We start from the raw sequence: 20,653 nt of genomic DNA, 5'->3' as shown, positions 1-20,653 counted from the left end.
AATGTATTAACAGCACTCTTTTACCCTTCAAATTGTACACAAAAAAATTACTTTCTGTATCTTTAAGAATGGAAACGAAATCACTCTATATCATTCGACATGCCAAAGCCGAGGAATATTCCTTTTCAAAAAAGGATTTTGACAGAGATCTTATCGACCGGGGAGTATTACGGGCGACACAAATTGCACAGGATTTAAAGAAGCAAATAGATGCTCCTGCTCAAACTAAAACATTGATCATATCATCCACTGCCAATCGCGCTGCACAAACCGCACGTATTTTCTGCGATATATTGGCCTATCCACAAGAAGCTATTCTTTGGGAACCAAGTATCTACGAAGCGCATTACCTCATGATCTTAAAAGCATTAAACGATATCCCATCACAATACCAACAAGTTCTCGTGTTTGGACATAATCCTGGTCTATCAGACTTTATCGATTACATAGCTGACACGTATGTCAATTTAAAAACTTCTCACGCTGCTTTCCTCCAATTGGAACCTGGCATTGATTATTCGACTTTGTCAGCAAACACAGCAACACTAAAAAAAATATTTACGGCATCTTAAACACGTAAGACATATCAACAATAGCATTTTTCAGCCCATGTCAAATAAACTACTAAACGAAAATTCACCTTATTTAAAACAACATGCTTCCAATCCCGTAAACTGGATGCCCTGGGGGGATGAAGCATTAGAAAAAGCGAAAAATGAAAATAAGCTCATTATCGTAAGTATAGGTTATTCCGCTTGCCATTGGTGCCATGTCATGGAAAGAGAAAGTTTCGAAAACGAAGCGATCGCCCAAACGATGAATAATTTTTATGTTTCCATAAAGATCGATCGTGAAGAGCGACCAGACATCGACCAAATTTATATGATTGCTGTCCAACTCATGACAAATGCTGGAGGTTGGCCTCTAAACTGCATCTGCCTTCCAGACGGCCGTCCTATTTATGGAGGAACGTATTTCAAGCCACACGACTGGCAACAGGTACTCTTACAAATTGCAAAAATGTGGGAAGAAACACCGGAAGTCGCTATAGATTATGCGGAACGCTTAACAAAAGGCATTCACAAGGCAGAAAACCTTCCTATTGCACCTATCCCTAAACAATACACAACGGCCGATTTATCAGCAGTAGTTGATCCGTGGAAAGTACAATTCGACAGCACAGATGGTGGCTACAAACGGGCTCCAAAATTCCCGCTACCTAACAACTGGCTTTTCCTATTACGTTATGCGGTATTAAGTAAAGATACATCACTACTCAATCATGTACATTTCACGTTAGAAAAGCTTGCTAACGGGGGGATATACGATCATGTAGGTGGAGGATTTGCCCGCTACGCCGTAGACGGTAAATGGCATGTACCACACTTCGAAAAAATGCTCTATGACAACGGACAACTTATTTCCTTATATAGCGAGGCCTATCAACAAAAACCTACGCCTCTTTATAAACGAGTGGTCGAAGAAACAATACACTGGGCCCAACGAGAAATGTTAGCAGAAAATGGCGGTTTTTTTTCCGCTCTTGATGCCGATAGCGAAGGAGTGGAAGGTAAATTTTACACATTTCAGCAGGAAGAATTAGAAAAAATACTCGGCGAAGATGCCTCGCTCTTTATCGCGTATTTCAACTGTACTCCAGAAGGCAATTGGCAGGAAGAGCATACAAATGTTCTACATTGCGATATGGATAGTCAACAATTCATTCAAGAAAGCGGGTTCAGCGTAGCGCAATGGGAAAACTATTTACGGGAGATAAAGGATAAACTGCTCACCTATAGAGAAACCCGTATCCGCCCGGGACTAGACCATAAACAATTAACAACATGGAATGCACTGATGCTCAAAGGACTAATTGATGCATACCGCACTTTTGACGTAGAAAACTATTTGAATACGGCACGTCGTGTAGCGCAATTTATAACAGAGCAATGTTATTCTGCTGGCAACCTCTTACATCAGCCTGAAGACAAAAACAGGCAGATTCCAGGTTTCTTAGACGATTATGCTTTTACAATAGAAGCCTTTATAGCTTTATACGAAGCAACGTTTGAAGAAAGTTACCTAAAACATGCTGATGTATTAACCAAGCAGGCAATAACATACTTTTACGACGATGAAAACAAAACGTTCTATTATACCAGCGATAAAGATCAAACATTGATTGCACGAAAAAGCGAGATTATGGATAATGTAATCCCTTCTTCCTCGTCCACGATGGTGCGCAATCTTTACCGGCTTGGGGAGATGCTTAACCAGGAAGATTATATGGCCATCGCCGATCAGCTTTTCGCCAATGTATTTCCTCATATCCAACAATACGGCTCCGCTTACTCGAACTGGGCTATACAATTATTGGAGCATATTTATGGAAACAACGAAATTGCTATTACAGGACAGCAGCACATCAAATGGCGAAAGGAACTAGACAAATATTACATCCCCAACAAAATCACCTTAGGAGGAACAAAAAGTACATTACCTTTGTTAAAGGATAAGGAAGGTATCGAATCAAAAGCATACCTTTGTCGAAATAAAACCTGTAGTTTACCTCAACAGTCAATAACTGACTTAGTACAACTACTCAATGATAACGAGGACTCGTCCTCCATAAATTAAGTAAAATGGCAATAGAAAACAACAACGTAGTCACGTTGAATTACAAACTCCACACCATTGAAGAAAACGGCGAAAAATCATTTGTGGAAGAAACAACAACCGAAAACCCTTTAACCTTTCTATACGGTGTAGGCATGATGCTTCCTAAATTTGAGGAAAACATCGCAGGCTTAACAGAGGGCGACAAAACTTCTTTCACATTAGCTCCTTTGGATGCTTATGGAGAAAAAGACGAACGTGCAGTTGCGCAACTTCCTGCTGATATGTTCAACGAAACTGGACTTCCTCCGGTAGGTGAAGTGCTTCCTCTACAAGATAACCAAGGAAATCAATTCCGTGCAGTGGTAATCGAAGTAACACCGGAAGCTGTTGTTGCAGATCTTAATCACCCTATGGCTGGCAAGACATTAAGCTTTGAAATCGAAGTTTTGAATGTACGCACTGCTACAGAAGAAGAACTTGCTCACGGCCATTCACACGGTATCGATGGTGAATCAGGTCACTAAAAAATAAGTAAAAAAGGTGTCTAAAAGAAGTTTATTCAACGTTCTATTCTGCATTTAAACTGGGGTCATTATTTTTAACGACACCAATATTAAAAATCAGAAATACAACATTTTAGACACCTTTTTTAAACGCATTTTACAGCTCTCAACATTTCCCTTTTCCCTGGGGCTCCTGGAACTTTTTCAATCGAAAAACCAAGCGCTTTCATCGATCGCTTTAAATTACCAGTTATCGCATACGTTACGAAAACTCCTCCTTTTCGCAAGAAAGAACAAACATGCGCCAATGTCTCATCTGTCCACATCTCTGGTTGGTGTACAGCAGCAAAGGCATCAAAGTAAAGGACATCAAAAACTTGATCGGTATGAAATTCCAAAACTTTATGATGAGCGATAGTGAGCTGAATATGCTCTTCAATTGATACCGGTTCTTTTAATGCTTTTGTATAATTCTCTTGAAAATGTAACCATAGTGCTGGATCTACAAACTTGTCATAACCGGTATTGAAAATAATAGATTCCGGAAGTGGAAAAGCTTCAATACCGCAATAATCTAGATTGATCTTCGTATGAAATGCATAATCTGCGGTTAGAAGAAAATTCAATCCTGTACCAAACCCAACTTCCAAAATTGAAGCATGCTCCGTATGCTCTTTTTCTAAAAAGAAAGATAGTCCAGCGTTCAAAAATACATGCTGGCTTTCCTGCAATGCTCCATGTTTAGAATGATAATGTTCTCCCACTTCTGGATGATACAAGGTTGTAGAACCATCTGCGGTAATTACAAATTCCATAACTGTTTGTTTTAGCACAAAACTAAGACAAAAAACCACTATTTTAGTACGGATGAATAATATACTGCAGAATTACGGCAACATTATACTCCTACTAATCGGAATCATCTTAGGTAGTATGATCGGAATATGGATACCATCTGTTGTTGACTATATAAAACCACTCGGAGATATTTTCCTCAATCTTCTATTTGTTGCTATTATCCCCCTACTTTTTTTTGCCATAACATCCTCCATCGTCAATATAGAAAATGAACATCAGTTGAGTCGTATCGTCGGAATTATGGGCGTGGTATTTCTTACGACTATCGTCATAGCATCATTAGCCACCGTAGCTATACTTTATCTCTTCCCTATCAATTCCGGAATAGACACCACAGTAAATTTAACCAATCCGCTAACCGATGAAAACACAAGTTGGGGCGATCGTATTGTTAGTTTTCTAACCGTTAGTGAGTTTGGAAATCTGCTATCAAGACAGCATATACTCGCTTTTGTGATATTCTCCTTTCTGGTAGGTATATCCGCACGACAACGAAAAGTTCATACGCAAAAATTCATCGAGTTTATAGATGCGGCAAATGAAGTGATGAAACAACTCCTATTAAACATCATGAAGATTGCTCCAATTGGTTTAGGAGCTTACTTTGCTTATCAGGTGAAGACATTAGGCCCGCAGCTATTTGGATTCTATGCCAAACCCATGGCTCTTTATTATTTGTTTGGCTTTCTTTTTTTCTTAATTGCCTTTAGCATATATGCTTTCATTGCTAAGGGAAAAAGCGGCATCCCCCTCTTTTGGAAAAACAATATACTCCCTTCCTTAACGGCGCTAAGCACATGCAGCAGCCTGGCGACTATGCCTGCAAATTTTATTGCAGCAAAACGAATCGGTATTCCGCCAGCGATAGCAAATGTCGTCATTCCACTAGGAAATACCCTGTATAAAAACGGCTCCGCCATCTCTTCTATACTCAAAATTTATGTCGCGTTTTCTTTATTAGGTTGGAACTTTTTTACATGGGAAACAGTTTTAACAGCGGTAGCAATAACCGTTCTCGTCACCATCGTAGCAGGAGGCATTCCTAATGGCGGATACATCGGCGAAATGTTGATGATTTCAGTCTATGGACTTCCTGCTGAGGCGATTCCTGCTGTTATGATCATTGGCACGTTAGTCGACCCCTTAGCGACCATTTTAAATGCAACCGGAGACACCGTTGCAGCCATGCTTGTTACCCGATTTTCGAAAGCAAAATTTCTATCCCCTGAGGACGGCAAATCCATATAAAGCCAAAGCATCAACGTGGACTTAACAAAACATACTCCCATATATAAAAAAACATTAAATAGAACAGTTCTAAATAATATACAAAATTTGCCAAATTCCTTCCTTGTAAAAGCATTTCGTAATTTTGTACATTATTTAGAGGTAGTGCATTATGAAGAAAAGCTCAATTATCTTAATTGTAATCATCGCTGTAGCCATAGCTATGATATTAGTTATCTATACCGACTCGAGTACCTATTCGACTTTCACAGAAGCAAAGGAAAAGAATACAGAATTATATGTTGTTGGGGTACTAAACAAAGAAAAGGTTTTACACTACGATCCTGTTAAGGATGCAAATCATTTTTCATTTTTCATGTACGATAAAGACAGTACAGAGTGTCAAGTTGTATTTAATGGTGCTAAACCACAAGATATAGAACGCTCAGAGCAAATTGTACTTACAGGAAAAATGAACGGCAATGTCTTTCACGCTAGCAAAATTTTGATGAAATGTCCATCAAAATATAACAAAGATCAAGTAGAAGTAATTGAAACAACGGCTTATCTTCAGATGAATCCGCAACAAGAGTTTACTTTTTAAGGAAAAGATTACTTCGTCGAACTTTCCCTTATGTTGGGAAACCTTTGGAATACGACTTCCTAATTTTATAGTTTTAGTTTTTTAATTTTCAATTTGCATAATGGACGTTAACTACGTTGGAGAACATCTCTTACCAGGAAAAATAGGACAATTCTTTGTTATTCTTTCTTTTGGAGCCGCTTTTTTTTCTTTTATAAGCTATTTTTTTTCAACTCGGGAGCCTGAGGTAAAATCATGGAAAACACTTGCTCGCATTGGATTTTGGACCAATCTGATCTCGGTAGTTTCGATTGGTTCTATACTTTTCTATATCATCTATAATCACCTCTTCGAGTACCATTATGCATGGGCTCACTCCTCAAAATCACTTCCAACGCACTATATCATTTCTTCCTTTTGGGAAGGACAAGAAGGGAGTTTTTGGCTTTGGATGTTTTGGCAAGTTCTCATAGGAACGGTATTGCTATTTAAAGCCAAAAGTTGGGAATCACCCGTCATGACATTCATCATGCTGAGTCAGACGTTTTTAGCTTCCATGCTAATTGGGATTGAATTCTTCGGCTCACGCATCGGCAGTTCGCCATTCATTCTACTTCGGGATGCACTACAGGCCCCCATCTTTAGTGATCCAAATTATCTTTCGATGATTGCAGATGGTAGTGGTTTAAATGCAACCCTACAAAACTATTGGATGGTCATACATCCACCGACACTCTTTCTAGGTTTTGCATCTATGATCGTCCCATTCTCCTATGCTGCGGCTGGTCTATGGACAAAAAGATACAAGGAATGGATGAACCCTGGTTTGCCTTGGGCTTTATTTGCCGTTATGATTCTAGGTGCTGGAATTATCATGGGATCTTTTTGGGCCTATGAAGCGCTTAACTTTGGTGGCTTTTGGGCATGGGATCCCGTAGAGAACGTGTCGATTATCCCTTGGCTTACGCTAATCGCGGCAGTCCATGTTATGCTTGCCTACAAAAACTCGGGTCATGGTTTCTTCACCGCTACATTTCTAGCGCTAATAAGTTTCATTTTAGTTATTTATGCTTCTTACCTAACCCGTAGCGGTGTATTGGGCGAAACCTCTGTACACTCATTTACAAGTTTGGGGATGTCTGGGCAATTGATCGCATTTAATCTTACTTTTCTTGTGATCATGATCAGCATCTTGATTTGGAGAAATAAGGACATTCCTTCCACGAAACAAGAGGAAGATATCTATTCAAGAGAATTTTGGTTGTTCATTGGCGGGCTTGTACTTACTGTAGCCTGTATACAAATGATTGCGACAACATCAATTCCTGTATTCAATGCATTATTCGGAACAAAAGGAGCTCCTCCATTAGATCCTATTCCTCATTATAACAAATGGCAAGGTGCTTTTGCTGTTGTCGTTATGCTACTAACAGCTTTTACACAATTCTTAAAATACAAAAGAACAGATAGCAAAAAATTCTGGGCAGCTACCATAGCATCCCTCGTCATCACACTTATATTATCAGCGATCATTATCTACTTTACAAAAGTATACAGCAATGTCATGTATATTCTCTTGACGATTACTTGTGTCTTCTGTTTATTAGCAAATATGCGCATCTTAGGCGATGCATTTAAAGGAAAATGGAGGTTAGCAGGGTCCGCTGTTGCACATATAGGATTCGCTTTATTATTGTTGGGCGCATTGATTGCGGCTGCAACAAACGAAGTTTTATCGATTAATGAAAGTAAGTACATCGCTGTTCAAAATTTTGGTAAGGAAGGTGATAAATTTTCAGATCCAGGTGAAAACTTATTCCTGACGGAAGGCGAACCCGTCCAAATGGGCAATTATCGCGTCACTTATATCGGTGATAGCGTCGCTTCCCCCAATGTGTATTACCATATTAAATTCGAGCGTACAGATGAGGAAAGTGGTAAAGTAAAAGAATCTTTTGTTTTATCCCCATACGCGCAAAACAACCCAGATATGGGCGGGTTAATTGGAACACCAGGCACTCACCACAATATTACGCACGACGTTTATACGTTGATCACCGCGGCGGCATCTGATTCCCAAGCAAAAGCTGCAAATGTACCGGAAGAAGAAAAAACGGGCTATGAAGATTATGAGGAACCCGCTACGTACCAAGTCAGCCTAGGAGATACCTTACGTTATCGCAACGGTTTTTATGTTATCGAAGGAGTTAATAAAGATGCGAAATTAAACAACATCCCTAAAGGACCTGACGATGTCATCGTGGGTCTAAAAATCAAGGTTGTGGCAGCAGACAATAAGGAATATCATGTAGAACCTGTTTTCCTTATTAAAGATGGGCATAGCTACGATTTCAATAAAGATGTGAACGAGCAGGGCTTGCGCTTCCGTTTCAGCAATATTCTTCCGAAGGAAGATAAACTAGAGTTGATGCTGTACCAAAAGCCTCTTCCAGAAAAAAAATGGGTCGTTTTCAAAGCTATCAAGTTTCCCTACATTAACTTTTTTTGGGCAGGCACAATTATCATGACCATAGGCTTCTTGATGGCGATTTATCGCCGTGTTAAAGATGCTAAATTGTCCAAACAGTCAAAAAGCACACAGTAGCTATCGCGGAAATAGCAAGGGGTTTAGAAGATGAGATAAATTCTTACGCGTAAAACAACTAAGTTAATAGTCATGAAAATAGCCATCCTTGGAAGTGGAAATGTTGCTACACAACTGGGCAAAGCTTTTATTAAGGAACAACATACTATTGTACAAATCTATAGTAGAAATAAAGCCAATGCGAATGCATTGGCTTCTATATTACAGGCTAAGGCGATAGATAATCTACAAGTACTTGATGAGTCTGCAGATATTTATTTGCTAGCAGTCAGCGACGATGCGCTTTCCTCAATTATTCAACAGCTCCCAAAAACACTTAGAGGCACTGTTGTGCATTGTTCAGGTACCACTCCATTGAGCGTCTTAGCTGACTTTGCATCCAACGGAGTTATCTATCCCCCACAAAGCCTAAGGAAAGAAATAGAAACACCGTTCGCGGCTATTCCTTTTGCCGTGGAAGGAAATAGTCCCTCAACGACGCAAATGCTTGTAGATCTCTTGAAGTCTCTTGCTCCCAAAACCTTTTTTTGCACGAGTGCACAGCGCCTAGCTTTACATGTAGCGGCTGTCTTTACAAACAATTTCGCCAACGCACTCTTTCAAATTGGCTTCGAAATAGTAGAGCAACATAAACTCTCCTTTGATCTGCTAAGACCCTTGATTCTAGAAACCGCAGCGAACGTACAGCAAAACGAGCCAAAAGATGTGCAGACGGGCCCTGCTAAACGTGCAGACAACGCCACGATTGAAAGACATTTAAAGTTTCTCAGCGAAAGAAGCAATTGGCTTCAAATCTATCAACAACTTACCGAAGAAATAACGACAAAGAACAAATAAGAGGTTATCCATTAGCAAACCTATAATTCTTAACGATAGCACAAGGTTTTTATCATTTTCATCAAGTAACTTCCTAATTTTGCAATAAAATAGTAAGATTAGCGTCAGAACATCCAACACAGTAATATCTTCATGTTAGTGGCTCGCGTTTTGCTAGTTCTAAAGCATATCTTCGGGTATGTAGAACAAAATTGAGAAAGATAAACAACACTTTTTTATACAATCATCATGGCAGTTAGAAAGCTAATTCTTGCAACTATAGTTGTTATTAACTTGGTTATTTTTTCATTTGGTGTCATTTTCACATCAAGCTGGTTTTGGTTACTTATTGTTCCTTTCCCCCTATTGATACTCGCATGCTACAATAGCTTCCAAAGCAAACATGCAATCCTAAAAAACTATCCCGTATTGGGATACTTTAGATTCTTCTTCGAAAGTATCCGTCCAGAAATGAGACAATATTTTTGGGAATCGGATACCGATGGCAGACCTTTTAATCGGCGTCAACGCTCTATTGTATATCAAAGGGCTAAGAACGAACGAGAGACAGTTGCCTTTGGTATGCAATCCGATCCTCAAGCTATCGGGAACGAATGGGTGGCACATTCCGTATTTCCTTGTCATATTGAAAATCATGATCTCCGCACTACAGTCGGAAATCATCTTTGCAAACAACCTTATAGTTTGAGCGTATTCAATATCTCAGCAATGAGTTATGGAGCATTAAGTAAAACAGCGATAACCGCACTGAATAAAGGAGCAGCTTTGCAAAATTTCGCCCATAATACAGGAGAAGGCGGAATAAGTCCTTACCATATCAGTGGAGGGGATCTCATTTGGCAAGTTGGAACAGGTTATTTTGGTTGCCGTAATGAAATGGGGCTATTTGATGACGATCTTTTTGCGGAGAAAGCAAATCGCCCTTATGTCAAAATGATAGAATTAAAACTCTCCCAAGGAGCCAAACCGGGGCATGGAGGTATTCTTCCCGCAGCAAAGAACACACCCGAAGTAGCAGCAATTAGGCATGTTGTTCCAGGCACCGATGTGATGTCGCCTCCGGCACATAGTGCATTTAAATCGGCAGAAGAAATGATGACCTTCATACAACGGCTAAGGGAGTTATCTGGGTATAAGCCTGTGGGCTTTAAAATGTGTATTGGCGATAAACAAGAATTTATTGATATCTGTAATGCGATGCTTACCAGTCAGATATTCCCTGACTTTATTGCCATTGACGGATCTGAGGGAGGAACAGGTGCCGCTCCGTTGGAATTTACAGACAACATCGGCATGCCGCTATACGATGCATTGTCTTTTGTTACGACAACACTCATAAAATTCGGCTTAAAAAAACATATCAAGCTTATTGTATCCAGCCGGATTGTGACGGGATTTGATCTCCTGAAGGTTATCGCACTTGGAGCTGATGCTTGTTACAGTGCTCGTGGTATGATGTTCGCTTTAGGTTGTATACAAGCCCTAAAATGCAACGAGGATGTTTGTCCTGTAGGTGTTGCGACCCAACGTCCACAATTATACAAGGCATTGGATGTTGCGGACAAGTATGTACGCGTGGCCCAATTTCACCGCAACACACTACGAGCTACAGTAGAAATTATGGAAGCTTGCGGATTCAAAACACTGGATGATGTCTCTGCCGATAAATTCTTCAGAAAAGTGGACAACATCAATACATTGAGCTTTCAAGAAATCTATTTTAGAAATACAGGAAAATTAGTAAAAAACCATAGCGCCTTTGAAAGCCAAGAATTTTAATCCCTATAAAACCGGAAATGTAAACACTTTTTCTAGGCTTTACACCTAGAAAAAGTGTTTTTTTTGATTATTTCAAATTACTATACAAGACTTCTAACGTATTTTTTGCGTGTACCATCTCGTCGTATTTAAGCCCTTCTAAGGCTTGACCAATTGTACGCTTCGCTTGTCGCATACAAGCCTCCCGCAATTGCCGTCCCTGTTTTGTTAGGAAAATTAAATTAGAGCGCTTATCTTCTTTATCATTAACACGCATTACCAATTTGATTTTTTCCAGATTATTAATCAGTCGCGACACGCTAGGTTTATCACGAAAGGTTAAGCAAGCTAACTCTTGTTGCGTGCGTCCCTCTTCAATCCATAAGTAATAAAGGAGCGACCATTGCTCCGAAGTAATACTAATTCCTTCTTCCTTTAAATTCCGCTGTAACCGGCGCGCCAACGCAGCAGTAGCCTTCCCCGTAAGAAAAGAAAAAAATTCATCAGCATATTCAAAATTTGCAGCCATAATGGACAATATCTAGGTTAGTTGTTTATACAAACAAAGTAAAAAACGTGTTATAAAGCAAATAAAATTTCACATTTCGACATATTTTCATTATATTCCAACTATGGAAAACTTTTTACCTGTACTACTAATCGTGGGCGGAGCGATTTATAAGATATACTCTGAGTATAAAAAAGAGCAGGAAAAAGCTCGGCATAGGAAGCCAAACATTCCTCCCACGCCTCCTGTGACCACTATTCCGCCCCCTGTCATGCGAGAAACAATGAAAGCTAAACCAGCTATTCCTGTGGTCAAAAAGCAAAGTAATACGAAAGTAGACCTATATCCAGAGGAAGTCGCTCGTGTGAGAGAACAGAAAAAAACAACAAAGTCACAACATAAGGAAGTACCATCCTTAGAATTGGAAGTACTTAAAGAGCAAGAAATGGCCTTTGATTTGCGTCAGGCTATAATTCAGTCCGCTATATTAGAGAGACCATACAAATAAATAACGCCTAAATACCTCATAGGCCTTGGGAAAAACAGTTATCTTTCAAGTAACCTACAGCGAAAAATTATCGGCATCTTTTAAGAACGGTAATTGTTCTCGAGATTTCACAAGATCCGCCGGATTCAATGTAAACGTATATAAATCCTCATCTTCCGGCTTATAGTATACCACATCTCCCATCGGCGAGATACACATAGATCCTCCAGAATAGTAAATTTCATTTCCATCATACCCAACGCGATTTACACCAATCACATAAGCTTGATTTTCTATCGCCCGTGCAGGAATCAATGCCCGCCAATGTGCAGAACGTTTATCAGGCCAACTCGCCGTATACACCAGTAAATCATATGCTCCACCCAAGTTACGAGACCATACAGGAAAACGTAAATCATAACAAATCATAGGACAAACTTTCCAGCCTTTTAACTCCAGGACAATACGTGAACTTCCCGGCGTAAAGACAGCATCTTCGTTGGCCATTCCAAACAAGTGCCGCTTATCGTAATGCACAAAGCTACCGTCAGGAGACATCCAGACAAATCGATTAAAATATCGACCATTCTCTTCTATGATTAGTGTACCGGCAATAACGCATTCATAAGCTTTAGCATGCTCATACATCCAATGCATGGTTGGGCCATTCATTGTTTCAGCACACTTTTCAACATTCATAGTAAACCCCGTATTAAACATTTCAGGCAACAGAATCAGATCTGTTTTTTCCTTTAGCCCGGATAAACGCAAGGATAAATTATTCAAATTTTTCTCCACATTTTCCCAAAATAAATAAGCTTGAAATACTGTAATCTTTATCGGTTCCATATTCGTCATGCGCACGTCCACTAAATATAAGTTTAAACTATGATAATTTGACAAATTACAAAAAATCTGCCATTTAAGCAATTTCCATAAAGGAAATACTATTGAACCCGATGCATCAGTGCATCAGCCAGCCCGTATAATGCGGCCTTTTTATCTTGAGCTACCGCTATATGAGCGAGCTTCTCGTAAGCAATTGCTGTAAATTTCTCTTTCTGAAGAACAGCTAAGGTTTCTATGTCATACTTTGTATACAGCGCCTTCATTTTTCGGATCTTGTCTTCCGAACCATCTACTAGAAGTTGCTCTAGAAGAAGTGCATCTTCATCGTTCACTAACTCTTTCAACTTAACGAAAAGAATAGTTTTTTTATTAGAAAGGATGTCACCTCCAATTTGCTTCCCAAAAGTCTCTGGGTTACCATACACATCCAATAAATCATCCTGCAATTGGAAAGCAATCCCCAAGTTGACACCAAATTCATACAACAGTGTCTGCGCCTCATTATTCGCCTGAGCAATGATCGCCCCCATCTGCAGCGCACAGCCGAGTAAAACCGAAGTCTTTAAACGAATCATCTCAATATATTCCGTTTCAGACACCCATTCACGATCTTCGAAATCCATGTCGAGCTGCTGTCCTTCACACACCTCTAACGCAGTCTTATTGAACAACCGCAACAGTGCAACCATATTTTCGACTGGACATTTTGCTAGTTCCTCATAAGCTTTAACTAATAAAGCATCTCCCGATAAAATAGCAACACTATCGTTCCATTTTTGATGTACAGTAGGCTTCCCTCTTCTTAAAGGAGCTTTATCCATAATATCATCGTGAATCAGAGAAAAGTTATGAAAATATTCTATAGCAGTAGCAGCAGGTAAAGAGCTGGCGATCTTAGTTTCATCAAACAATGCTGTCCCCATAGCGACTAACGAAGGTCGAATCCGTTTCCCTGCAAGAGACAAAATGTAGCGGATAGGATCATATAGATTAGCTGGGTACGTTGGAAAATCAACCTGATCTAAATATGTTTTAAAGTCTTTTGCGTGTACTAATTCTTGGAACATATAGCTAAAAAAATGTTACGCGAAGATACGGATAATAGTGGAAATACTATCTTTGTGAAAATCCTTATACCCATGCGTATCTTAATTATTCATAATTTTTATCAACATGCAGGTGGTGAAGATACTGTTTTCCAACAGGAAGTTGAAATGCTCTCTAAACAACATCAAGTTGAAGTATTTACCGTAAAAAATCAGAAGGGCTTATCCGGTATAAGGCAATTCCTCACTTATCCATTCAACATATTAGAAAGTTATAAGCTAAAAAAAATCATCGCTAAGTTTACACCTGACATTGTCCATATCCATAATTTACACTATGCGATTGGTCCATGGTTTATTCATGCTATTTATCGACGAAAAATACCGATAGTGATGACCTTACATAACTTTCGTCTACTTTGCCCCTCCGCTAGTTTATTTTTCCACGGGCAAATATTTACGAATAGTTTGGCGGTCAATTTCCCATGGGAAGCAATCAAACTTCGCGTGCTGGATCATTCTTTCCTAAAAACATTGATCACCGCCTTCACCTATTGGTGGCATCGCAAAATTGGGACATGGAATAAGATTAATACATATATCGTCTTATCCGAATTCGCTAAGAATATTTTTAATGAATCTACATTTCCGGTCGCCGCCTCTCGCTTTGCGATACATCCCAACAGTGTGTCTCTTCATCCGTTAAAAATCCAAAAAACAGCATCATTTGTTTACATAGGGCGCTTGGCTGAGGAAAAAGGTATCATGCCTTTGTTACAAGCCATCAGTGGAATGGGAATTCCGTTATATATTTATGGCGATGGGCCTCAACGGGATCAAGTTTTGGATTTCGCAGAACGCTACCCTGATATTCATTATATGGGTTATCAATCACGAGAAGTACTATTGGAGGCTTTGGCACAGGCCGATGCCCTAATTGTCCCATCGGTATGCTATGAGGGAATGCCTATTACTATCATTGAAGCCTTAGCACAGGGTACGCCTGTATTGGCAAGTGCTATTGGTATTTTAAAAGAAATGATCATACCTTTGTATACGGGTATGCATTTCGATCCGTTCGACCGGCAAGATATCAAAAAAGTACTCCACGAGTGGAAAATGCTGTCGGCAAAGAAAAAGTTGGAGATCGCATCGAATTGCAAAGAGGAATATGCAAAAAAATACACCTTAGAAAGAAGCGAAGAACGGTTGCTTTCTATTTACAGAAACGCTATTAGACATTAAAAAAACAAATACTATGTCGATTATTATAATGGATAAATTGAATCTCGCAAAAGAAATTCAAGCCCAACTAGAAACAGTCTATGACCCAGAACTACGTCCTGCGAATATCGTCGACCTTGGTTTAGTATATGAAATTATAACCAAAGAAGATGGTATTGCCAAAATTGTGATGACGTTAACAGCGCCTGGCTGCCCAGTTGCGGGTGATATCATGAATGAGGTGCAAGAAAAAGTGGCCGCAGTAGATGGCGTAAAAGAGGCTTTGGTCGAACTCACATTTGATCCACCTTGGACAAAGGACATGATGAGCGAAGAAGCAAAACTAGAACTTGGCTTTTTATAATCAAAGTGGCTGTTTTGCCGATTGTTCTAACTGTTCTAATGTTTTCTTAGGCTTCAAAGGCGCTTGATCCTTTCCGAATAAGGCTGTCCACAGCTTACGTGATTCCTTTGTCAATAAAGGCGAAACAATGGAGAGGATCAAGACATATACGACAACAAAGGATTGAACGATTGGCAACAAGCCTCCAGCTTTCCCGATGTTTGCCATGATAATGGAGAATTCCCCTCTAGCAGATAATGTAAAACCAATATCAAATGATGCTTTTGGCTTTCTACCGGAAAACTTCGCTGCAAAGTAACCCGAAGCGAGATTCCCCAAAATAGTTACAACTGCTGCTAGTGTAGCCCAACCTACAGCTCCGCCTAAAGTATACATATCTATAGAAAGACCGAAGCTGAAAAAAAACATCGCTCCAAAAAAATCCCTGTAAGGAGAAATCATGCCCTCGATTTTCTTAATATATTTAGAATCAGCGAAAACCAGTCCAGCCATTAGTGCACCTATCGCCTCAGCAACATGTATTGTTTCTGAAAAACCAGCGATAATGAATAACAAACTAAACACAATAAGTATAAAAAGCTCCGAAGATTTCTCCTGAAGCAATTTATCGATTGCAGGAACAAGCTTACGTCCTAAAACCAAAAAGGTGAGGATAAAACCTAATGCCAATAAAGAAGTTCCTGCTACCGACCAAAAAGATGTCCCTCCCGTAAGGATTAGTCCGGAGAGAAACGAAATATGCATCGCGATGAAAAGATCATCAAACATGATCATTCCCATGATGACTTCGGTTTCCGGATTTGCAGTTCTCTTCAAATCCGTCAAGACTTTAGCGACTATTGCTGTGGACGAACTGGTCATCACGCCACAAAGTACCATCATCTCTTTAAAAGGAAGATCCATCAACCATCCAACCAATAGACCGGATACGAAATTCAATAAAACGTATATAGAGCCTCCAGTCACAATAGCCTTGCCTGATTTCATCAGGCGTCCTACCGAAAACTCCAGCCCTAAATAAAACAGGAGAAATAACACCCCTAAACGCCCCATAAAATCAATAAAGGGTTTGCTTTCGGTAAATGTCAAATCAATATGCCAAAACTGTGGCGCATGCTGACCAACCAACATACCAATAATAATAAAAAATGGTATAACTGAAAATCGCAATCTATTCGCCAATAAACCAACGACTGCCACTAAAAACACAGCGATACCGACTTCTAAAATTAAGGTAGGTGACAACATATTATCAAATTAGTATTTCTTTCAAAAGTTTAATGTTTGCTTTTTTGCCTGCAACAACCAACGTTGTGCCCGAGGTTATCACATATTCAGGCCCAGGATTAATCGTTGTCTCATCTTCTCGAATAGCAGCGATAATCGAAGCTCCAGTTCGCTGACGAACACCTAGTTCCCCAATACTCTTGTTCACTCCATCATTAGATTCGCCGACTTTATACCATTCGATGCGCAGATCATCCAAAGCAACCTCCATTGTTTCCAAAGCCTTAGGTTTGTAAGATAATCCTCCAATAATTCCGGCAACTTGACGAGATTCTTCATCAGAGAGCGTCATCACACAATGTGTTTCACTATCATCATCCTCCGAACGATAAAGCTCGCGCCGTCCATCATCATGTATAACAACAACCATGTTATCGCCCGCTTCCGTCTCGATCTGGTATTTTTTCCCAATACCTATCAGGTCACTTTCTCTAACTATTGACATAGCAAAAAAATTTATTTGATTTCGTATTATAAATACATACAATATTATATACAAAATTAGCTAATTTTACTGATATGCCCAAGCTACCGCTCAGGCCCTAAAAAATTAAAGCGTATCAATATTTAAAAAATCAAACAAATAACATGAAAAGAACCAGCTTAATACTTGCTTTCATTTGCTTTCTAACAGTCGCTTTTGCGCAAAAAAACAACTATGCTATAGATACTAAAAGTTCAATTATCAAATGGGACGCAAAAAAGGTCATTGGTGGACATGTAGGAACAATCCAAATTAACAACGGAACACTTCAAGTAGAGAAAAGTAAAATTGTAGGGGGAGAATTCATTATTAACATGAATTCCATGACGTGTACCGATGCTCCAAAATTAGATGATCACCTTAAAAATGAAGATTTTTTTAATGTACCCGCTTATCCGACGGCCAAGTTTGTTATCACCAAAGTAGACAACAGCAAAACAACGCCGACGATAACAGGTAATCTTACTATTAAAAACAAAACTAAATCAATCTCCTTTCCAGCAAAAATCACGAATACATCCGGAAACAGCATAGAAGCAGAAGCCAGTCGCATCAAAATAAACCGCTTGGATTTTGACATACAGTATAGATCGGCTAGCCTTTTCTCAGACTTGGGAAATCGTGCCATTGAGGACGAATTCACGCTAGATGTCAAGATTAAAGCTACTAAGTAAGGATATCATCTGAATTGTTTTAACGCAATTAAAAGGCCCTAAACTTCTTAAACTAGTTTTTAAAACAAAAAAACTTTAGCATAAAAACAAGGAGAGCAAAATTGCTCTCCTTGTTTTATTTGATACTGACATCACTAATTTTATACGTCTCATCGTCCTTCTTCTCTGCTTTCCCAATAGCAATGCTCTTCGAGTGGTAAAACAGATAAACCCAATCATCCACGCGTCCTTCCTCCCAGTATTTCTGGCGTAAGTCTCGGGCAAGTCGACCGTCGTAATCGTATTTTGCGATAAAATTCTTAAATATCTCTTCCGGTTCGGGTAAAACATCACCACCAAAAAAGTAATGCTCCCCTCCTACATGAATATGGAACGCCTGATGGAAAGGAGTATGCGCTCCATTTACCTCATAAGCTATTTGATGATCAATCTGTCCATCACCATCCAAAAGATTCAGGTTACCGCTGCGTTGTATCACATCGAAAATTTCGGTTTTGTAGGACGGGTTATCGCCACTAAAAGCATATTCCCATTCTCCTCGTTGAACGTAGTACTCCGCATTAGGAAAGGCAATACGCCCCACGCCATTATTAAAATCGACCATCCCGCCTGTATGATCTTTATGAAGGTGGGACATCAATACATATTTCACATCCTCAGGCTCAAAGCCTAGTTGGCGAATATTATGGTGAATCAACAATTCGCCATCATCTGTACGGAATCCTAATCCAGTGTCGCACAAAATCAGACCGTCATCGCCTACGATTAAAAAAGGATGCACATGAACGAAAATAGCGCCTTTTCGGGATAAAGGATCATCTTTTTTTGCATCAAATGGAACGAATTCTTTTGAAGCATCAACAGAGAAAGAGCCCTCATATAAAGAGTATGCTTGAATCATTTTTTATTTTTCTGTAATCACGTAAGTCACAAGGCCTTTATCAGCAAGCCCAGACATGTATTAGGTAAACCAATTTACAAAACGTATATTTACACGTTAAATCAGCGGCAAAGATATGCAAAAAAGGTGGGTAGTAAAGCCAAAAAATGATGTTCAAAAGACGACAAAACTCCGTGACGAACTTGGTGTAAGCCACGTCATGGCAGAATTACTTCTACATCGTGGCGTTGATACCTTCGAACAAGCAAAAAACTTTTTCCGTCCCACCTTGGAAATGCTGCATGATCCTTTCCTGATGAAGGATATGGACAAAGCCATTTCTCGCATAGAAAAAGCCATCGGAAACAAAGAAAAAATTCTGATCTACGGTGATTATGATGTGGATGGGACTACAGCTGTTTCCGTTGTTTACAGTTTTTTTCGTGATTTTCATTCAGGACTAGAATTTTATATTCCCGATCGATATTTAGAAGGCTACGGCATATCAACAAAAGGCATAGATTACGCAGAAGAAAACGGATTTTCATTGATAATTGCGCTAGACTGCGGTATCAAAGCAATTGAAAAAGTAAACTATGCAAAATCGAAAAACATTGATTTTATCATCGGTGATCACCACCTCCCTGGATTAACCATACCTGATGCTGTAGCAGTTTTAGATCCAAAGCGTTCCGACTGTCCTTATCCTTACAAAGAACTTTCAGGATGCGGCATTGGCTTTAAGATCATTCAAGCGTTCATACAGAAAAATGATATGGACATCCAATTGGCTTACCAATATTTGGATCTCGTCGCAGTCAGTATTGCTTCAGATATCGTACCGCTTACCGGTGAGAATAGAATACTCACCCATTTCGGACTAAAAAAGCTCAACACCAATCCCAATTGCGGTCTACAAGCATTAATCAATCTGTCCTCCAATAAAACCGGTCATTTCTCTGTCAACGATATTGTGTTTCAAATAGGTCCTAGAATTAATGCTGCTGGGCGTATTGAACATGCAAAGGATGCTGTCAAATTATTAATCTCAAAATCACTTCAGGAAGCGAAAGATTATTCCGCAACAGTCGATGATCAAAATAATTTACGGAAAGACTTTGATTTAAAGATCACAGAGGAAGCGCTCGATATTATCAATCAAAATGAAGTCCTACAGGCACGCAAATCAACTGTGCTGTTTAAAGAAGATTGGCACAAGGGAGTCATAGGGATCGTTGCCTCAAGGCTTACTGAAAAATACTATAGACCAACGATCATTCTCACACAAACAAACGGTCATATCGCTGGATCAGCACGCTCTGTTATTGGCTTTGACCTCTACGAAGCGCTGAGCGAGTGCAGTGATCTACTGGAACAATACGGTGGTCATAAATACGCCGCAGGGTTAACAATGCGTGTTGAAAATCTTTTAGCTTTTCAGGAAAAATTTGAGTTGGTCGTCAGCAATAGCATTAAACCGGAAATGCTCCAACAGGAGGTGTTAATAGATACGGAGCTACAGCTAAAGGACATTGACACCAAATTTTACCGCATATTGAAACAATTTGAACCATTTGGCCCACAGAATGAGGCGCCCATATTATTAACAAAAAAAGTTCATGGGTCGGGTTATATTGTAGGCACAAACCATATCAAAATTACGGTACGCCAAGCCGAAACAAACTCCTTTGAATGTATCGGTTTTGGATTAGCGGAATACATTGACCATATCAACGCTGGACATCCATTCGATATATGCTACACCATCGAAGAGAACAACTGGCGGGGTAAAAAGAATTTACAATTAAATATCAAAGCTATTCGATATTAAAATATATTTGTAATCAAACGATTAAGCAG

The 20,653-nt window shown here is 39.5% G+C and carries 20 protein-coding genes; 13 read left to right on the top strand and 7 right to left on the bottom strand.

Features of this window, described 5'->3' with window-relative positions:
- The first annotated feature begins 68 nt into the window (after nt 1-68).
- The 3 genes from ACSZOX_RS21630 to ACSZOX_RS21620 are packed head-to-tail and all read left to right on the top strand — an operon-like array spanning nt 69 to nt 3,143.
- On the top strand, nt 69-572 hold the full coding sequence (locus tag ACSZOX_RS21630; RefSeq protein WP_437922299.1) for a SixA phosphatase family protein: 504 nt from the start codon (nt 69-71) through the stop codon (nt 570-572).
- Nucleotides 573-609: 37 nt separating this feature from the next.
- On the top strand, nt 610-2,637 hold the full coding sequence (locus tag ACSZOX_RS21625) for a thioredoxin domain-containing protein (protein ID WP_437922298.1): 2,028 nt from the start codon (nt 610-612) through the stop codon (nt 2,635-2,637).
- Between the two features lie 5 nt (nt 2,638-2,642).
- Nucleotides 2,643-3,143, top strand: coding sequence for an FKBP-type peptidyl-prolyl cis-trans isomerase (locus ACSZOX_RS21620; protein ID WP_437922297.1), 501 nt, complete (start codon nt 2,643-2,645; stop codon nt 3,141-3,143).
- Nucleotides 3,144-3,268: 125 nt separating this feature from the next.
- Here the strand turns inward: ACSZOX_RS21620 and mnmD are convergent, their stop codons facing one another.
- Nucleotides 3,269-3,937, bottom strand: a complete 669-nt coding sequence (gene mnmD, locus ACSZOX_RS21615; protein WP_437922296.1) for a tRNA (5-methylaminomethyl-2-thiouridine)(34)-methyltransferase MnmD — start codon at nt 3,935-3,937, stop codon at nt 3,269-3,271.
- A gap of 52 nt (nt 3,938-3,989) precedes the next feature.
- Here mnmD and ACSZOX_RS21610 point away from each other — a divergent pair, with 52 nt between their 5' ends.
- The 5 genes from ACSZOX_RS21610 (at nt 3,990) to ACSZOX_RS21590 (ending at nt 11,011) form a co-directional block, all read left to right on the top strand.
- On the top strand, nt 3,990-5,228 hold the full coding sequence (locus ACSZOX_RS21610; protein ID WP_437922295.1) for a dicarboxylate/amino acid:cation symporter: 1,239 nt from the start codon (nt 3,990-3,992) through the stop codon (nt 5,226-5,228).
- Nucleotides 5,229-5,379: 151 nt separating this feature from the next.
- Nucleotides 5,380-5,811 (top strand): cytochrome c maturation protein CcmE domain-containing protein, encoded by a 432-nt coding sequence (locus ACSZOX_RS21605; protein ID WP_437922294.1) that lies wholly within the window; start codon nt 5,380-5,382, stop codon nt 5,809-5,811.
- A 100-nt stretch (nt 5,812-5,911) separates the two neighbouring features.
- Complete coding sequence (gene ccsA / locus ACSZOX_RS21600) at nt 5,912-8,395, top strand: cytochrome c biogenesis protein CcsA (RefSeq protein ID WP_437922293.1); 2,484 nt, start codon at nt 5,912-5,914, stop codon at nt 8,393-8,395.
- A 72-nt stretch (nt 8,396-8,467) separates the two neighbouring features.
- Entirely contained in the window at nt 8,468-9,232 is a 765-nt protein-coding gene (locus ACSZOX_RS21595) for a Rossmann-like and DUF2520 domain-containing protein (protein ID WP_437922292.1), read from the top strand.
- 228 nt (nt 9,233-9,460) lie between these two features.
- Nucleotides 9,461-11,011, top strand: a complete 1,551-nt coding sequence (locus ACSZOX_RS21590) for an FMN-binding glutamate synthase family protein (RefSeq protein ID WP_437922291.1) — start codon at nt 9,461-9,463, stop codon at nt 11,009-11,011.
- A gap of 67 nt (nt 11,012-11,078) precedes the next feature.
- Here the strand turns inward: ACSZOX_RS21590 and ACSZOX_RS21585 are convergent, their stop codons facing one another.
- The gene (locus ACSZOX_RS21585) at nt 11,079-11,519 is read right to left on the bottom strand and encodes a MarR family winged helix-turn-helix transcriptional regulator (protein WP_437922290.1); all 441 of its coding nucleotides are present in this window, start codon (nt 11,517-11,519) and stop codon (nt 11,079-11,081) included.
- 103 nt (nt 11,520-11,622) lie between these two features.
- Between ACSZOX_RS21585 and ACSZOX_RS21580 the strand changes: the two genes are divergently transcribed.
- Nucleotides 11,623-12,006: a hypothetical protein gene (locus ACSZOX_RS21580; protein ID WP_437922289.1), complete on the top strand. Its 384-nt coding sequence runs from the start codon at nt 11,623-11,625 to the stop codon at nt 12,004-12,006.
- Between the two features lie 54 nt (nt 12,007-12,060).
- Here ACSZOX_RS21580 and ACSZOX_RS21575 read toward each other — a convergent pair whose 3' ends face one another.
- Nucleotides 12,061-12,834, bottom strand: a complete 774-nt coding sequence (locus ACSZOX_RS21575; protein ID WP_437922371.1) for an amidohydrolase — start codon at nt 12,832-12,834, stop codon at nt 12,061-12,063.
- 98 nt (nt 12,835-12,932) lie between these two features.
- Nucleotides 12,933-13,901, bottom strand: coding sequence for a polyprenyl synthetase family protein (locus tag ACSZOX_RS21570; protein WP_437922288.1), 969 nt, complete (start codon nt 13,899-13,901; stop codon nt 12,933-12,935).
- Nucleotides 13,902-13,913: 12 nt separating this feature from the next.
- On the opposite strand from ACSZOX_RS21570, the gene ACSZOX_RS21565 reads away from it, so the two are divergent.
- Both ACSZOX_RS21565 and ACSZOX_RS21560 read left to right on the top strand, forming a co-directional pair.
- The gene (locus ACSZOX_RS21565) at nt 13,914-15,125 is read left to right on the top strand and encodes a glycosyltransferase family 4 protein (RefSeq protein WP_437922287.1); all 1,212 of its coding nucleotides are present in this window, start codon (nt 13,914-13,916) and stop codon (nt 15,123-15,125) included.
- A gap of 13 nt (nt 15,126-15,138) precedes the next feature.
- Entirely contained in the window at nt 15,139-15,468 is a 330-nt protein-coding gene (locus tag ACSZOX_RS21560) for a metal-sulfur cluster assembly factor (RefSeq protein ID WP_437922286.1), read from the top strand.
- Here ACSZOX_RS21560 and ACSZOX_RS21555 read toward each other — a convergent pair whose 3' ends face one another.
- Together ACSZOX_RS21555 and ACSZOX_RS21550 are read right to left on the bottom strand one after the other, a co-directional pair.
- On the bottom strand, nt 15,469-16,716 hold the full coding sequence (locus ACSZOX_RS21555; RefSeq protein WP_437922285.1) for a cation:proton antiporter: 1,248 nt from the start codon (nt 16,714-16,716) through the stop codon (nt 15,469-15,471). It abuts the gene before it with no gap.
- A gap of 4 nt (nt 16,717-16,720) precedes the next feature.
- Nucleotides 16,721-17,200 (bottom strand): cation:proton antiporter regulatory subunit, encoded by a 480-nt coding sequence (locus ACSZOX_RS21550; protein WP_437922284.1) that lies wholly within the window; start codon nt 17,198-17,200, stop codon nt 16,721-16,723.
- A 143-nt stretch (nt 17,201-17,343) separates the two neighbouring features.
- Here ACSZOX_RS21550 and ACSZOX_RS21545 point away from each other — a divergent pair, with 143 nt between their 5' ends.
- On the top strand, nt 17,344-17,913 hold the full coding sequence (locus tag ACSZOX_RS21545; RefSeq protein WP_437922283.1) for a YceI family protein: 570 nt from the start codon (nt 17,344-17,346) through the stop codon (nt 17,911-17,913).
- Between the two features lie 115 nt (nt 17,914-18,028).
- Here ACSZOX_RS21545 and ACSZOX_RS21540 read toward each other — a convergent pair whose 3' ends face one another.
- Entirely contained in the window at nt 18,029-18,814 is a 786-nt protein-coding gene (locus ACSZOX_RS21540) for an MBL fold metallo-hydrolase (protein ID WP_437922282.1), read from the bottom strand.
- Nucleotides 18,815-18,929: 115 nt separating this feature from the next.
- Here ACSZOX_RS21540 and recJ point away from each other — a divergent pair, with 115 nt between their 5' ends.
- Complete coding sequence (recJ, locus tag ACSZOX_RS21535) at nt 18,930-20,624, top strand: single-stranded-DNA-specific exonuclease RecJ (protein WP_437922280.1); 1,695 nt, start codon at nt 18,930-18,932, stop codon at nt 20,622-20,624.
- The last annotated feature ends 29 nt before the right edge of the window (nt 20,625-20,653 follow it).

This window comes from Sphingobacterium sp. LRF_L2, from assembly GCF_965644235.1.
In the GTDB taxonomy this organism is placed as follows: Bacteria; Bacteroidota; Bacteroidia; order Sphingobacteriales; family Sphingobacteriaceae; genus Sphingobacterium.
Note: the sequence above shows the minus strand (reverse complement) of the source record. Positions and strands in the feature narration are given on the sequence as shown.

Excerpts from the sequence above, each read along its gene's own strand:
- mnmD (WP_437922296.1), bottom strand. The coding sequence starts at position 3,937 with ATGGAATTTGTAATTACCGCAGATGGTTCTACAACCTTGTATCATCCA.
- ACSZOX_RS21595 (WP_437922292.1), top strand. The coding sequence starts at position 8,468 with ATGAAAATAGCCATCCTTGGAAGTGGAAATGTTGCTACACAACTGGGC.
- ACSZOX_RS21590 (WP_437922291.1), top strand. The coding sequence starts at position 9,461 with ATGGCAGTTAGAAAGCTAATTCTTGCAACTATAGTTGTTATTAACTTG.
- ACSZOX_RS21555 (WP_437922285.1), bottom strand. The coding sequence starts at position 16,716 with ATGTTGTCACCTACCTTAATTTTAGAAGTCGGTATCGCTGTGTTTTTA.
- ACSZOX_RS21630 (WP_437922299.1), top strand. The coding sequence starts at position 69 with ATGGAAACGAAATCACTCTATATCATTCGACATGCCAAAGCCGAGGAA.
- ACSZOX_RS21565 (WP_437922287.1), top strand. The coding sequence starts at position 13,914 with ATGTTACGCGAAGATACGGATAATAGTGGAAATACTATCTTTGTGAAA.
- ACSZOX_RS21625 (WP_437922298.1), top strand. The coding sequence starts at position 610 with ATGTCAAATAAACTACTAAACGAAAATTCACCTTATTTAAAACAACAT.
- ACSZOX_RS21545 (WP_437922283.1), top strand. The coding sequence starts at position 17,344 with ATGAAAAGAACCAGCTTAATACTTGCTTTCATTTGCTTTCTAACAGTC.
- ACSZOX_RS21585 (WP_437922290.1), bottom strand. The coding sequence starts at position 11,519 with ATGGCTGCAAATTTTGAATATGCTGATGAATTTTTTTCTTTTCTTACG.
- ACSZOX_RS21610 (WP_437922295.1), top strand. The coding sequence starts at position 3,990 with ATGAATAATATACTGCAGAATTACGGCAACATTATACTCCTACTAATC.
- ACSZOX_RS21540 (WP_437922282.1), bottom strand. The coding sequence starts at position 18,814 with ATGATTCAAGCATACTCTTTATATGAGGGCTCTTTCTCTGTTGATGCT.
- ACSZOX_RS21605 (WP_437922294.1), top strand. The coding sequence starts at position 5,380 with ATGAAGAAAAGCTCAATTATCTTAATTGTAATCATCGCTGTAGCCATA.
- ccsA (WP_437922293.1), top strand. The coding sequence starts at position 5,912 with ATGGACGTTAACTACGTTGGAGAACATCTCTTACCAGGAAAAATAGGA.
- ACSZOX_RS21575 (WP_437922371.1), bottom strand. The coding sequence starts at position 12,834 with ATGGAACCGATAAAGATTACAGTATTTCAAGCTTATTTATTTTGGGAA.
- ACSZOX_RS21580 (WP_437922289.1), top strand. The coding sequence starts at position 11,623 with ATGGAAAACTTTTTACCTGTACTACTAATCGTGGGCGGAGCGATTTAT.
- recJ (WP_437922280.1), top strand. The coding sequence starts at position 18,930 with ATGCAAAAAAGGTGGGTAGTAAAGCCAAAAAATGATGTTCAAAAGACG.
- ACSZOX_RS21570 (WP_437922288.1), bottom strand. The coding sequence starts at position 13,901 with ATGTTCCAAGAATTAGTACACGCAAAAGACTTTAAAACATATTTAGAT.
- ACSZOX_RS21550 (WP_437922284.1), bottom strand. The coding sequence starts at position 17,200 with ATGTCAATAGTTAGAGAAAGTGACCTGATAGGTATTGGGAAAAAATAC.
- ACSZOX_RS21560 (WP_437922286.1), top strand. The coding sequence starts at position 15,139 with ATGTCGATTATTATAATGGATAAATTGAATCTCGCAAAAGAAATTCAA.
- ACSZOX_RS21620 (WP_437922297.1), top strand. The coding sequence starts at position 2,643 with ATGGCAATAGAAAACAACAACGTAGTCACGTTGAATTACAAACTCCAC.